Genomic DNA, 12,812 nt, shown 5'->3' with positions numbered 1-12,812 from the left:
CCTTGGGGTGGGGGAAAACGCAAAGGCGCAGATTTTACCGGTCGCGCGCCTGACGCGTCCCGGGGCGCCGGGCTGTGACAATGGCGGTCTGTCTCGCCAGTTTCATCCGTCCGTCCATCCGCCAGTGAGTCGCCGCCATGCCGCCGGCTCGCCATCTCGCTAGTCAAAGGGAATCCGTGTCCGTCTTCAAGAACGTCATCGTCTATCGCATCGAACCCACCTGGTCGCAGGAATTGGCCGCCGCCGAGGAGGCGCTGCAGGCCCAGCGCTTCGTGCCCTGCGGCGCCAGCCAGGAAAAGTCCGTCGGCTGGGTACCGCCCCGCGGCGAGGAGCATGGCCCGCTGCTCGAATCGGTGGGCGGCCAGTGGCTGCTCGAATTCATGATCGAGGCCAAGTCCCTGCCCGGCTCGGTGGTGCGCCGCAAGCTGGAGGAGCGCCTGGCCCACATCGAGGCCACCGAGGGCCGCAAGCCCGGCAAGAAGGAACAGAAGGAACTCAAGGAAGACATCGCCCGCGAGTTGTTGCCCATGGCCTTCAGCCGCCACGCGCGCGTCACCGTCTGGGTCGACCGCGAGCACCGCCGCCTGGTGGTGAACGCCGCCAACGCGGCGCGCGCCGACGAGATCGTGAGCAGCCTGGTGCAGGCGCTGCCCGGCTTCGGCGTGAGCCTGATCAACACGAAGATCGAGCCGGCCGCCGCCATGTCGGGCTGGCTGCACACGCAGGAGCCCCCAGCCGAGTTCAGCGTCGACCGCGAGTGCGAGCTCAAGGCCACCGACGAGTCGAAGGCCGTGGTGCGCTATGCCAAGCACGCGCTGGACATCGACGAGGTGCGCCAGCACATCGAGAGCGGCAAGCGTGCCACCCGCCTGGCCATGACCTGGGACGACCGCGTCAGCTTCGAGCTGACCGAGGGCCTGCAGCTGCGCAAGCTGGTGTTCCTCGAGGGCACGGACGAGGCCGCGCCCGGCGACAAGAAGGAAGACGACTTCGACGCCGACGTGGCCATCGCCACCGGCGAGTTGGGCCAGCTGATCCCGGCGCTGATCGACGCGCTGGGCGGCGAGATGGAGATTGGCGCAGCCGCCGCGGACGTGATGCCGGCCCAGGCGGCGCCCACGGCCGGTGCGCCCGCCGTGGCCGCGCCGCAAGAGGAAGAAGCGCCCTTCTGATCGCCGCCGCCCGGCAGGCGCTGGCACAGCCGCATTGACCGTGCCGGCGCGGGTGATTGGGTCGCGCCGCGACAATCCGCAGCGCCGCGCACCCGACTGCGCCCACGGCGAGCGGGCGCGGCATGAAGGAACTTCATGTCGACAGCGAACAAGAACACCGTCCCGCAGCTCAGCCCCGCCTTGCTGACGCTGCTGGCCGCCACCTGCGGCCTGCTGGTGGCCAGCCTCTATTTCGCACAGCCGCTGAGCGCGCCCATCGGCGCCGAGCTGGGCCTGAGCCCGCAGGCGGCCGGCCTGGTGGTCACGCTGGCGCAGCTGGGCTACTGCGTGGGCCTGTTCCTGCTCACGCCGCTGGGCGACATCGTGGAGAACAAGCGCCTGGTGCTGGGCACCATGGGCTGCGCCGCGCTGGCCCTGTGCCTGGCCGCGGCCGCGCCCACGCAGCACAGCTTCCTCCTGGCCTGCCTGCTGGTGGGCATCGGCGCCTGCGCGGTGCAGATGCTGGTGCCGCTGGCTGCACACATGGCACCGCCCGAGCGGCGCGGGCAGGTGATCGGCAAGATGACCGGCGGGCTGCTGCTGGGCATCCTGCTGGCGCGGCCTGTGTCCAGCACGGTGGCGGGGCTGGCCGGCTGGCGCAGCGTGTTCGCGGCCGCCGCAGTGCTCACGGTGATGATGCTGGCGGTGGTGTGGCGCCGGCTGCCGCCGCTGCATCCGGGCGTGCATGCGCCCTACCGCGAACTGGTCGGCTCGATGCTGCGCCTCTTTGCCACGCACCGCCCCCTGCGCAAGCGGGCGCTTTCGCAGGCCGCGATGTTCGGCACCTTCAGCCTGTTCTGGACGGCCGTGCCCTGGCTGCTGCTGGAGCGCGGCATGACGCAGCACGGCCTGGCCTGGTTCGCACTCGCCGGCGCCGGCGGTGCTTTCGTGGCGCCCTGGGCCGGCAAGCTGGCGGACCACGGCCACACGCGCGCCATCACGGTCATCGCCATGTGCGTGAGCGCCGTTTCTTTCGGCGCGACCGCAGCAGGCGGACCACTGTGGCTGCTGCTGGTGGCTGCGGTGCTGGTGGATGCCGGCGTGCAGGCCAACCACGTGATCGGCCAGCGCGAGGTGCTGAGCCTGGACCCGGTGGCGCGCAACCGGGCCAACAGCGTCTACATGGGCACCTTCTTCATCGGCGGCGCCATTGGCTCGTCGGTGGCTGGCCTGCTGTTCCACCAGGGCTGGTGGGCGGTGGCGACGGCAGGTGCCCTGCTGCCGCTGCTGGCCCTGGCGACCTACCTGGCGCTGGACGGCACGCCGCGCGCGCTGGCGAAGGCGGCGAACTAGACCGGACCGGCGTCGGCGGGTTCGGCGGGCTCCTGCGCGTCCGGGCGCGTCAGTGTCCAGCTCTTGAGCTTGCCGTTATGGAACTCGGCATCGACATAGGAGCCGCCCGCATCGCTCCAGCGGTACAGCTCGGGCTGTTCGTCCTTGGGCGAGCGCAGTTCTCCCAGGCCGCGGGTCATCGCGATCACGTGCAGCAGGTTCACGCCCTTGCGCAGCTTGGCGTTGAGCATCACCGCGCTGGCGACGGTGCCGATGGGGCGGTCCGCAGCGCGCCGCAGCACGGCCATCGTGCGGTTGAAATGCAGCAGCAGGTACAGCACCAGCGCACCCGAGACCAGGGCCACGCCCGGCCAGCCGAAGGAGCGGTAGGCCGCGACGATGAGGATCGCACCGGCGGCCGGAACGAGGAGTCTTCGAAAGTTCATAACCCCTCTATTGTCGCCGCGTCGCCGTGCTAGGCCAGCGTGCGCACCACGTCCATCGCCTCCTCGATGCGGTCGACGGCGTGGATGGTCAGGCCCTCGAAGTCGCGCGCGCCCTTCTTGGGCGCATTGGCCTTGGGCACGATGGCCACGGAGAAGCCCAGCTTGGCGGCCTCGCGCAGCCGTTCCTGCCCGCGCGGCGCGGGCCGCACCTCGCCCGCCAGTCCCACTTCGCCGAAGGCGATGAAGCCCTTGGGCATCGGCTTGCCGCGCAGGCTGGAGGTGATGGCCAGCATCACCGCCAGGTCGGCCGCCGGCTCGCCGATGCGCACGCCGCCCACCGCGTTGACGAACACGTCCTGGTCCATGCAGGCCACGCCGGCATGGCGGTGCAGCACCGCCAGCAACATCGCGAGGCGGTCGCGGTCCAGGCCCACCGACAGGCGCCGCGGGCTGGGCCCGCCGTTGTCCACGAGCGCCTGGATCTCCACCAGCATGGGGCGCGTGCCCTCGAGCGTGACCAGCACCACGCTGCCGGGCACCGGCTCGCTGTGCTGCGACAGGAAGATGGCGCTGGGGTTGGTCACGCCCTTGAGGCCGCGCTCGGTCATGGCGAACACGCCGATCTCGTTGACGGCGCCGAAGCGGTTCTTGATGGCGCGCACCAGGCGGAAGCTGGAATGCGTGTCGCCCTCGAAGTACAGCACCGTGTCGACCATGTGCTCCAGCACGCGCGGGCCGGCCAGCGCGCCTTCCTTGGTGACGTGACCCACCAGCACCACCGCCGTGCCGCTGGTCTTGGCGAAGCGCGTGAGGTGCGCCGCGCATTCGCGCACCTGCGCCACCGAGCCGGGGGCGGAGGTGAGCTGGTCGGAATACACGGTCTGGATCGAGTCGATCACCGCGATGGTCGGGCGCGAGGCGTCCAGCGTGGCGAGGATCTTCTCCAGCTGGATCTCGGCCATGACCTGCACCTGCGATTGCGACAGGCCCAGCCGCTTGGAACGCAGCGCCACCTGCGCGCCGCTTTCCTCGCCGGTGACGTACAGCGCGTTCTGCCCCGCGCGCTGCAGGGCGTCCACCGCCTGCAGCAGCAGCGTGGACTTGCCGATGCCCGGGTCGCCGCCGATCAGCGTCACTCCGCCGGCCACGATGCCGCCGCCCAGCACGCGGTCGAGCTCGTCGAGCCCCGTGGGCGTGCGGGCGATATCCACCGCCTCGATCTCCGACAGCAGCATCAGCTCGGAGGAGCCCGCGAGCGAGGCGAACTGCGCCGTGTTGCCGAATCGGTTGTTGCCGCCGCTCACCGCGGATGCGCTCTGCTCCACCAGCGTGTTCCAGGCGCCGCAGCTGGGGCACTTGCCCAGCCACTTCGCGCTGGTACCGCCGCACTCGCTGCAGACGTAGATGTTTTTTTCCTTGGCCATGTTGCCAAGTGTAGGCAGGGCGGCAAGGCCCCGCGGGTTTGCACCGCTTGCGTGCCCGGCGGCAAAACATTTAATATATTAAGTAATTCGAATCGCAACAGACAAGACATGGGCACCGCCTTCACCCACCGCAACCTGCCTCGCCTGCTCTTGCAGGCGCGCGAAGCCGTGATGGGCCACACCCGGCCGAGCCTGCGCGAGCACCAGCTGTCCGACCAGCAGTGGCGCGTGCTGCGGGTGCTGGGCGAGCACGGCGCGGTGGAAGTGGGCCGGGTGGCGCGCGAAGCCTTCATCCTCGGCCCCAGCCTCACCGGCGTGCTGGCCCGCATGGAACGTGACGGGCTCCTCACCCGATCGCGCGATCCCGAGGACCAGCGCCGCACCGTGGTGGAAGCGACGCCGCAGGGCATGAAGCTGGTCAAGCGCCTGTCCACCAGCATCGAGGCCCACTACGAGTTCATGGAGAAATCGCTGGGCAAGGCCAAGCTCAAGCAGCTCTATGAACTGCTCGACGAACTCATCGCCCTGGAGCAACCTTCGGCATGACGCACTTCATTCCCGCCGGCACGGTGTACGGGACCCTGCTGAATTTCCGCGCCGAACTGAAGGCGCTGGCGCCGCAGATGACGCAGCCGCCCTACAAGGCACCGCCCAATGCGCCGGTGCTCTACGTGAAGACGGCCAACACCTGGAGCGCGCACGACAGCGAGATCGCAGTGCCTGCCAACGTACCTGAAGTGGAGATAGGCGCGAGCGTAGGCATGGTCGTCGGCGAAGGCGGCAAGGTCGCCAGCTACGTGCTGATGAACGATCTCTCGGTGCCGCATTCGAGCTTCTTCCGCCCGCCCGTCAAGTTCAAATGCCTGGACGGCTTTCTCGGCATCGGCCCCGCGGTGCGCGATGCGGCAGACGTGCCGGACCCGGCCGCGATCCGCGTCGAGGTACGCGTCGATGGCGAGCTGAGGCAGTCCATCGACTTCTCCCAACTGCAGCGCCCGGCCGCGCGCCTCCTGGCCGACGTCACCGAATTCATGACGCTCGCACCCGGCGACGTGCTGATGCTCGGCTGCGACCTGGGCCGCCCGCTGGGCCGCGCGGGACAGCGCATCGAGATCTCGGCGCCGGGTTTCGCCACCCTCGCCAACACGCTGGTGAAGGAGGCCGCATGAAGCACGCCCGCGTCATCTTCGAAGGCCGCGAGCAGCACGGTGTCGCGCATGAGTACCAGGGCCAAGCGGATGCAGCGGTGCGCCTGGACGACGGCCGCATCGTGCCGCAGGACATGTTGAATTGGCTGCCACCGCTCGCGCCCACGCCGAGGCCGCGCACCATCCTCGCCCTGGGCCTGAACTACGCCGACCATGCGAAGGAGCTGGAATTCAAGGCGCCGGAAGAACCGCTGGTGTTCGTGAAGGGCCAGGCCGCGCTCATCGGCCACCGCCAGCTCACCCGCCGCCCGGCCGGCGTGCAGTTCATGCATTACGAATGCGAGCTGGCCATCGTGGTCGGCAGGACCGCGCGCAAGGTCAGGCGAGACGACGCCTACGACTTCATCGGCGGCTACACCGTGGCCAACGACTACGCGATCCGCGACTACCTGGAGAACTGGTACCGCCCCAACCTGCGCGTGAAGAACCGCGACACCTGCACGCCGCTGGGCCCCTGGTTCGTCGACGCGAAGGACGTGGCCGACCCGATGGCGCTGGCGTTGCGCACCACCGTCAACGGCAAGCTGACGCAGCAGGGCAGCACGCGAGACATGATCTTCGACGCGCCCTTCCTCATCGAGTACTTCAGCCGCTTCATGACCCTGTCGCCCGGCGACCTGATCCTGACGGGCACGCCCGATGGCGTGGTCGATTGCCAGCCGGGCGACGTGGTCGTGACCGAGATCGAGGGCATAGGCGCACTGGTCAACACCATCGCCGCTGCCTGAACGGGCGCGCCTCCGAGGCGCGCCGTCCCGCTGCCGGACGGGCAGTGCACTTCGCAGGAGACAACACGAGATGATCGTCGCCAAGAATTTCGTCCGCATCGCGGCTTTCGCGCTGGCGTTGGCCGCATCGGCCGGCGCGAGCGCCCAGGGCAGCTATCCCGTCAAGCCGGTGCGCTGGGTGGTCGGCTATCCGGCCGGCGGCGGCACCGACTTCCTGGCGCGCACCGTGGGTGCCCAGGTGTCGCAGCAGATCAGCCAGCCGGTGCTGGTGGACAACCGCCCCGGCGCGGGCGCGATCATCGCTTCGGAACTGGTGGCGCGATCGCCGGGCGACGGCTACACGGTGTTCACTGCCGACAACGGCGTGCTCGTCTACAACCCGGCGCTCTACAAGAAGCTGCCCTACGACGCCGAGAAGGACTTCGCGCCGGTGGGCATGATGGGCCGCTCGCCGCTGATCATCACGGCCGCGCCCAACGCCGGCATCGCCGACGCCAAGGCGCTGCTCGCCACGCTCAAGGCCTCGCCGGGCAAGTACAGCATCGCCACGCCCGGCACCGGCAGCCCGCACCACCTGGCGCTGGAACTCTTCCAGCGCGAGGCGGGCGTGTCGCTGCTGCACGTGCCCTACAAGGGCGGCGCGCCGGCGCTGCAGGACCTGATGGGCGGACAGGTGCCGCTGATGATGCTGGACCTGCCCAGCGGCGTGAGCGCCATCAAGGCCGGCAAGGTCGTGCCGCTGCTGGCCATGTCGGCCGAGCGCGTGCCGCAGCTGCCGGGCATTCCCACCGCGAAGGAACTGGGCCTGGCCGAGGTCGAGGCCTACACCTGGCAGGGTCTGGTCACGCCCGCGGCCACGCCCAAGGAATTGCAGGCCAGACTGGGCGCCGAGCTGCAGAAGGCCATGGGCGATGCGGGCGTGCGCCAGAGGCTCTACGACGCCGGCTGGGAGGTCCGCCCGGCCGATGCCAGCGAGATGGCGCGCTACACGGAAGCTGAACGCAGGAAGTGGCAGGCGCTGATCAAGGCGCGCGACATCAAGCTGGACTGACCCGAACACGACGACTGGAGCTTTTTCGTGCAAAGAATCGATCACCTCATCGGGGGCCAACGCGTTGCCGGCCGCGACTACTTCGAGACGGTCAACCCCGCCACGCAGGACGTGCTGGCCGAAGTCGCCGCAGGCGGCGAGACGGAAGTGAATGCCGCGGTCGCCGCCGCGAAGGAAGCCTTTCCCAAGTGGGCCGGCCTGCCCGCGCCCGAGCGCGCCAGGCTGATCCGCAAGCTGGGCGATCTCATCGCGAAGAACGTGCCCGAGATCGCGCAGACCGAGACCGACGACTGCGGCCAGGTCATCGCCCAGACCGGCAAGCAGCTGGTGCCGCGCGCGGCCGACAACTTCTACTACTTCGCCGAGATGTGCACGCGGGTGGACGGCCACACCTACCCCACGCCCACGCACCTGAACTACACGCTGTTCCACCCGGTGGGCGTGTGCGCCCTGATCTCGCCGTGGAACGTGCCCTTCATGACCGCGACGTGGAAGGTCGCGCCCTGCCTGGCCTTCGGCAACACCGCGGTGCTGAAGATGAGCGAGCTCTCGCCCATGACGGCCGCGCGGCTTGGCGAACTGGCGCTGGAAGCGGGCATTCCGCCGGGCGTGCTGAACCTGGTGCACGGCTACGGCAACGACGCCGGCGAGCCTCTGGTGGCGCACCCGGACGTGCGCGCCATCAGCTTCACCGGCTCCACCGCCACCGGCAACCGCATCGTGAAGAGCGCGGGCCTGAAGAAGTTCAGCATGGAGCTGGGCGGCAAGAGCCCCTTCGTGATCTTCGAGGACGCCGACCTGGACCGTGCGCTGGACGCCGCCGTGTTCATGATCTTCAGCAACAACGGCGAGCGCTGCACCGCGGGCTCGCGCATCCTGGTGCAGAAGTCGATCTATGCCGACTTCGCCGCGAAGTTCGCCGAGCGCGCCAGGCGCATCACGGTGGGCGATCCGCTGGATGAAAAGACCATCGTCGGCCCCATGATCTCGCAGGCCCATCTCGCGAAGGTGCGCAGCTACATCGAGCTGGGGCCCAAGGAGGGCGCGACGCTGCTGTGCGGCGGCCTGGAGGCGCCCCTGCTCCCCGATCGCGTGAAGAAGGGCAACTACGTGGCGCCCACCGTCTTCGCCGACGTGGACAACCGCATGAAGATCGCGCAGGACGAGATCTTCGGCCCGGTGGCCTGCCTCATTCCCTTCACGGACGAAGCCGATGCCATCCGCCTGGCCAACGACATCCAGTACGGCTTGTCGAGCTACGTGTGGACCGAGAACATCGGCAAGGCGCACCGCGTGGCCGCGGCCATCGAGGCGGGCATGTGCTTCGTCAACAGCCAGAACGTAAGAGACTTGCGCCAGCCCTTCGGCGGCACCAAGGCCAGCGGCACGGGGCGCGAAGGCGGCACCTGGAGCTACGAGGTCTTCTGCGAGCCGAAGAACGTGGCGGTCTCGCTGGGTTCGCACCACATTCCGCATTGGGGAGTCTGACCATGGGCAAGCTCGCGCTGGCGGCCAAGATCACACATGTGCCGTCGATGTACCTCTCGGAATTCCCCGGCCCGAACTTCGGCTGCCGCGACGCGGCCATCAACGGCCACAAGGAAATCGACCGCCGCTGCCGCGCGCTGGGCGTGGACACCATCGTGGTCTTCGACGTGCACTGGCAGGTCAACAGCGAATACCACATCAACTGCGGGCCGAAGTTCGAAGGCATCTACACCAGCAACGAGCTGCCGCACTTCATCAAGAACATGCCCTACGCCTACCCGGGCAACCCGACGCTCGGGCACCTGATCGGCGACATGGCCAACGAGATGGGCGTGAAGAGCCGTGCCCACAGCGACACCACGCTGGACCTGGAGTACGGCACGCTGGTGCCGATGCGCTACATGAACGCGGACCAGCACTACCAGGTCATCAGCATCAGCGGCTGGTGCGACTGGCACGACCTGCAGGAGTCGGGCCGCTTCGGCCTGGCGGTGCGCCGAGCGATCGAGGAGCGCTACGACGGCACGGTGGCGGTGTTCGCCAGCGGCTCGCTGTCTCACCACTTCGCCGACAACGGCCGCGCGCCGGAGTTCATGCACAAGGTCTACGACCCCTTCCTGGAACAGGTGGACCGCCGCGTGGTGCAGCTGTGGGAACAGGGCGACTGGAAGAGCTTCATCGGCATGCTGCCCATGTATGCCGACAAGTGCTGGGGGGAAGGCGACATGCACGACACTGCGATGCTGCTGGGCCTGCTGGGCTGGGACCGATACAGCGCGCCTGCAGAAATCGTCACCCCCTACTTCGGCAGCTCGGGCACCGGGCAGATCAACGCGATCTTCCCGGTCACGCCGCTGGCCTGAAGAAAAGCAAGGAGCAAGAACATGCCGCACCTGGTCATCCTCTACACCCCCAACCTCGAGGCCGACGCCGACATGGGGGGGCTGGCACGCAAGCTGGCCGACACCATGCTCGCGCAGAAGGACGACGAGGGCCGGCAGGTCTATCCCACCGGCGGCACGCGCGTGATGGCCTTCCCGGCGGCGCATTACGCGGTGGCCGACGGCAGCGACGACCATGCCTTCGCCTACCTCAACCTGCGCATGGCCTCGGGCCGCAGCGACGCGGTGAAGAAGCGCATCGGCGATGCGATCACGGCCACCGCCAAGGCGCATTTCGCGCCGCTTTTGGCCAGGCGGCACGTGGGCATCACCTTCCAGATCGACGAGGCGCCGGGGCAGGTGTATGACGCCAAGATCGGCAACCTGCACGCCTTCTTCGGCTGACCATGCTGTCCCCATCCCTGATCAAGTCGCTGGCCGCCGAGCTGCACGAGGCCGAGGGCACGCGCGTGCAGGTGGAGCATTTCTCCAAGCGCCATCCCGAGATGAGCATCGAGGACGGCTACGCCATCTCGCGCGAATGGGTGGCCGCCAAAATCGCCGCGGGGCGCCGGCCGATCGGTCACAAGATCGGCCTGACCTCGCGGGCCATGCAGCAGTCCAGCCAGATCGACGAGCCCGACTACGGCACGCTGCTGGACGACATGCTCTTCGCCGAGGGCGGCGACATCCCCTTCACCCGCTTCATCGCGCCGCGCGTGGAAGTGGAACTGGCCTTCGTGCTGGGCAAGCGCCTGCGCGGGCCGCGCGTGAGCATCTTCGACGTGCTGGCCGCCACCGACTACGTGGTGCCGGCCATCGAGATCATCGATGCCCGCATCGAGCAGTTCGACCGCCACACCCAGGCGCCACGCAAGGTCTTCGACACCATCGCCGACAACGCGGCCAATGCCGGGCTCGTGCTGGGCGCCCGGCCGGTGAAGCCCGACGCGGTGGACCTGCGCTGGGTCAGCGCGCTGCTTTACCGCAACGGCGTGATCGAGGAGACCGGCGTGGCCGCCGGCGTGCTCAACCACCCGGCCAACGGCGTGGCCTGGCTGGCCAACAAGCTGGCGCCCTGGGACGAGTGCCTGGAGCCGGGCGAGATCGTGCTGGGCGGCTCCTTCACGCGGCCCACCAACGCCAAGGTGGGCGACACCTTCCATGCCGACTACGGGCCCCTGGGCTCGATCGCCTTCCGATTCAACTGAGCCCGAGGAGCCCCCGGATGAAACTGCCCGTCAACGCTTTCAAGAAGGCCCTGCTCAACCCCACGCCGCAGATCGGCCTGTGGGTGGGCCTCGCGAACGGCTACGTCGCCGAGATCCTGGCCGGTACCGGCTTCGACTGGTTGCTGATCGACGGCGAGCACGCGCCCAACGACGTGCGCTCGGTGCTGGAGCAACTGCAGGGCCTGGCGAGCGCCTGGTCGGCGCAGCCCGAGGCCGAGCGCTCGCAGGCGGTGGTGCGCGTGCCGGTGGGCGACACCACCCTGATCAAGCAGTTCCTGGACATCGGCGCGCAAACACTGCTGGTCCCCATGGTCGACACGCCCGAGCAGGCGGCGCAGCTGGTGCAGGCCACGCGCTATCCGCCCGACGGCATCCGCGGCATGGGCAGCGCCCTGGCGCGCGCCTCGCGCTGGCAGGCCTATCCGCAGTACATCCACGAGGCCAACGACCAGGTCTGCCTGCTGGTGCAGGCCGAGTCGGCGCTGTCCCTGAAGAACATCGATGCCATCGCCGCCACGCCGGGCATCGACGGCGTGTTCATCGGGCCGGCCGACCTGTCGGCCTCCATGGGCTATTCGGGCCAGCCCGGCCACCCAGAAGTGCAGGCGGCCATCGAGGACGCGATCAAGCGCATCCTGGCGGCCGGCAAGGCGCCGGGCATCCTGGCGACCACGCACGAGCAGACCGAGAAATGGCTGGCCGCGGGCGCGCGATTCGTGGCCGTGGGCGTCGACACCATGGTGCTCACCGCCGCCGCGCAGCAGCTAGCCATGAAATACAAGAAGCAAGGCACCCCGGGAAGCCCCTCGACCTCCGGCTATTGAGCGCGCTCCATACTCCGCTCACTTTCATAACCAACGGAGACGAGCCATGACTTTCACCCGACGCCAGATGCTGCAACAAGGCGGCGCCGCCGCCCTGCTGGCCGGCCTGGGCCAGCATGCGCTGGCACAGAGCGGCGCCCCCTTCGAGACGGCGCGCTTCATCACCGGCTTCGCGGCCGGCGGCACCTCCGACACGCTGTGCCGCCGCACGGCGGTGCGCATGCAGCCGGACTATGCCAAGGCCATGGTGGTGGAGAACCGCACCGGCGCCGGCGGCCAGATCGCGGTGACCTATGTGAAGGACCAGCCGGCCGACGGCTCGACCATCCTGCAGACGCCCACCTCGATCCTCACCATCTATCCACACATCTACAAGAAGCTGCCCTACGAGCCGCTGGTGGACCTGGCGCCGGTGACCGTCGCCTGCCAGTTCGACTTCGGCTTCGCGGTCGGCCCGGCCGTGCCGGCCTCGGTGAAGTCGGTGCCCGAGTTCCTGGAGTGGGCCAAGGCCAATCCGGCCGGCGCCAACTTCGGCTCGCCCGCCGCCGGATCGACGCCGCACTTCATCGGCGCGCTGCTGGGCAAGAACGTGGGCGTGGACCTGAAGCACGCCGCCTACCGCGGCACGCAGCCGGCCATGCTGGACCTGCTGGGCGGCAACGTGTCCTCGGTGTCGGGCCCCATCGGCGACATCACGCAGCACCTGCCCACCGGCAAGGTGCGCATCCTGGGCGTCTCGGGTGCCAAGCGCAGCCGCTTCGCGCCCGACGTGCCCACCTTCGAGGAACAGGGCATCAAGAACGCCACGCACAGCGAATGGTTCGCCTTCCTGCTGCCCGCCAAGGCCTCGCCCGAGGTGGTGGCGCGCGCCAACGCGGCTGCCAAGGCAGCGCTGGCGCAGAAGGACGTGATCGACGGCCTGGCCACCTTCGGGCTGGAAACCATGTCCTCTACGCCGGCCGAACTGACCGAGCTGATCAAGAAAGACACCGCCAAGTGGGGCCCCATCGTGAAGGAAGTGGGCTTCACCGCGGAGGGCTGACCCAC

The 12,812-nt window shown here is 68.9% G+C and carries 14 protein-coding genes; 12 read left to right on the top strand and 2 right to left on the bottom strand.

The window, feature by feature from the left end:
• The first annotated feature begins 176 nt into the window (after nt 1-176).
• Nucleotides 177-1,172, top strand: coding sequence for a recombination-associated protein RdgC (locus tag BM345_RS25645; RefSeq protein ID WP_093385513.1), 996 nt, complete (start codon nt 177-179; stop codon nt 1,170-1,172).
• 135 nt (nt 1,173-1,307) lie between these two features.
• The gene (locus BM345_RS25640; protein WP_093385511.1) at nt 1,308-2,504 is read left to right on the top strand and encodes an MFS transporter; all 1,197 of its coding nucleotides are present in this window, start codon (nt 1,308-1,310) and stop codon (nt 2,502-2,504) included.
• Here BM345_RS25640 and BM345_RS25635 read toward each other — a convergent pair.
• Together BM345_RS25635 and radA are read right to left on the bottom strand one after the other, a co-directional pair.
• Nucleotides 2,501-2,929, bottom strand: a complete 429-nt coding sequence (locus BM345_RS25635; protein ID WP_093385508.1) for a glycerate kinase — start codon at nt 2,927-2,929, stop codon at nt 2,501-2,503. The two genes, BM345_RS25640 and BM345_RS25635, sit on opposite strands and share 4 nt — an antisense overlap.
• Before the next feature lie 29 nt (nt 2,930-2,958).
• A complete protein-coding gene (gene radA / locus BM345_RS25630) occupies nt 2,959-4,353 on the bottom strand; it encodes a DNA repair protein RadA (RefSeq protein WP_093385505.1) in 1,395 nt (464 codons plus the stop codon).
• Between the two features lie 108 nt (nt 4,354-4,461).
• On the opposite strand from radA, the gene hpaR reads away from it, so the two are divergent.
• The 10 genes from hpaR (at nt 4,462) to BM345_RS25580 (ending at nt 12,807) form a co-directional block, all read left to right on the top strand.
• Nucleotides 4,462-4,899, top strand: a complete 438-nt coding sequence (gene hpaR, locus BM345_RS25625; RefSeq protein ID WP_093385503.1) for a homoprotocatechuate degradation operon regulator HpaR — start codon at nt 4,462-4,464, stop codon at nt 4,897-4,899.
• Nucleotides 4,896-5,522, top strand: a complete 627-nt coding sequence (locus tag BM345_RS25620) for a fumarylacetoacetate hydrolase family protein (RefSeq protein ID WP_093385500.1) — start codon at nt 4,896-4,898, stop codon at nt 5,520-5,522. The genes hpaR and BM345_RS25620 overlap by 4 nt, the downstream gene beginning before the upstream one ends.
• The gene (locus BM345_RS25615; RefSeq protein WP_093385498.1) at nt 5,519-6,289 is read left to right on the top strand and encodes a fumarylacetoacetate hydrolase family protein; all 771 of its coding nucleotides are present in this window, start codon (nt 5,519-5,521) and stop codon (nt 6,287-6,289) included. The genes BM345_RS25620 and BM345_RS25615 overlap by 4 nt, the downstream gene beginning before the upstream one ends.
• A 70-nt stretch (nt 6,290-6,359) precedes the next feature.
• Nucleotides 6,360-7,340: a Bug family tripartite tricarboxylate transporter substrate binding protein gene (locus BM345_RS25610; protein WP_093385495.1), complete on the top strand. Its 981-nt coding sequence runs from the start codon at nt 6,360-6,362 to the stop codon at nt 7,338-7,340.
• A 27-nt stretch (nt 7,341-7,367) separates the two neighbouring features.
• The gene (gene hpaE, locus BM345_RS25605) at nt 7,368-8,828 is read left to right on the top strand and encodes a 5-carboxymethyl-2-hydroxymuconate semialdehyde dehydrogenase (protein ID WP_093385493.1); all 1,461 of its coding nucleotides are present in this window, start codon (nt 7,368-7,370) and stop codon (nt 8,826-8,828) included.
• A gap of 2 nt (nt 8,829-8,830) precedes the next feature.
• Nucleotides 8,831-9,691 (top strand): 3,4-dihydroxyphenylacetate 2,3-dioxygenase, encoded by an 861-nt coding sequence (gene hpaD, locus BM345_RS25600; protein ID WP_175545152.1) that lies wholly within the window; start codon nt 8,831-8,833, stop codon nt 9,689-9,691.
• Between the two features lie 21 nt (nt 9,692-9,712).
• Nucleotides 9,713-10,114, top strand: coding sequence for a 5-carboxymethyl-2-hydroxymuconate Delta-isomerase (locus BM345_RS25595; protein ID WP_093385490.1), 402 nt, complete (start codon nt 9,713-9,715; stop codon nt 10,112-10,114).
• A gap of 2 nt (nt 10,115-10,116) precedes the next feature.
• Complete coding sequence (gene hpaH, locus BM345_RS25590; RefSeq protein ID WP_093385488.1) at nt 10,117-10,920, top strand: 2-oxo-hept-4-ene-1,7-dioate hydratase; 804 nt, start codon at nt 10,117-10,119, stop codon at nt 10,918-10,920.
• 17 nt (nt 10,921-10,937) lie between these two features.
• Nucleotides 10,938-11,765, top strand: coding sequence for a 4-hydroxy-2-oxoheptanedioate aldolase (gene hpaI, locus BM345_RS25585; protein WP_093385485.1), 828 nt, complete (start codon nt 10,938-10,940; stop codon nt 11,763-11,765).
• 46 nt (nt 11,766-11,811) lie between these two features.
• Nucleotides 11,812-12,807, top strand: coding sequence for a Bug family tripartite tricarboxylate transporter substrate binding protein (locus BM345_RS25580; RefSeq protein ID WP_093385483.1), 996 nt, complete (start codon nt 11,812-11,814; stop codon nt 12,805-12,807).
• Nucleotides 12,808-12,812: the final 5 nt, after the last annotated feature.

The organism is Variovorax sp. OV329 (assembly GCF_900114785.1).
Lineage (GTDB): Bacteria > Pseudomonadota > Gammaproteobacteria > Burkholderiales > Burkholderiaceae_C > Variovorax.
Note: the sequence above shows the minus strand (reverse complement) of the source record. Positions and strands in the feature narration are given on the sequence as shown.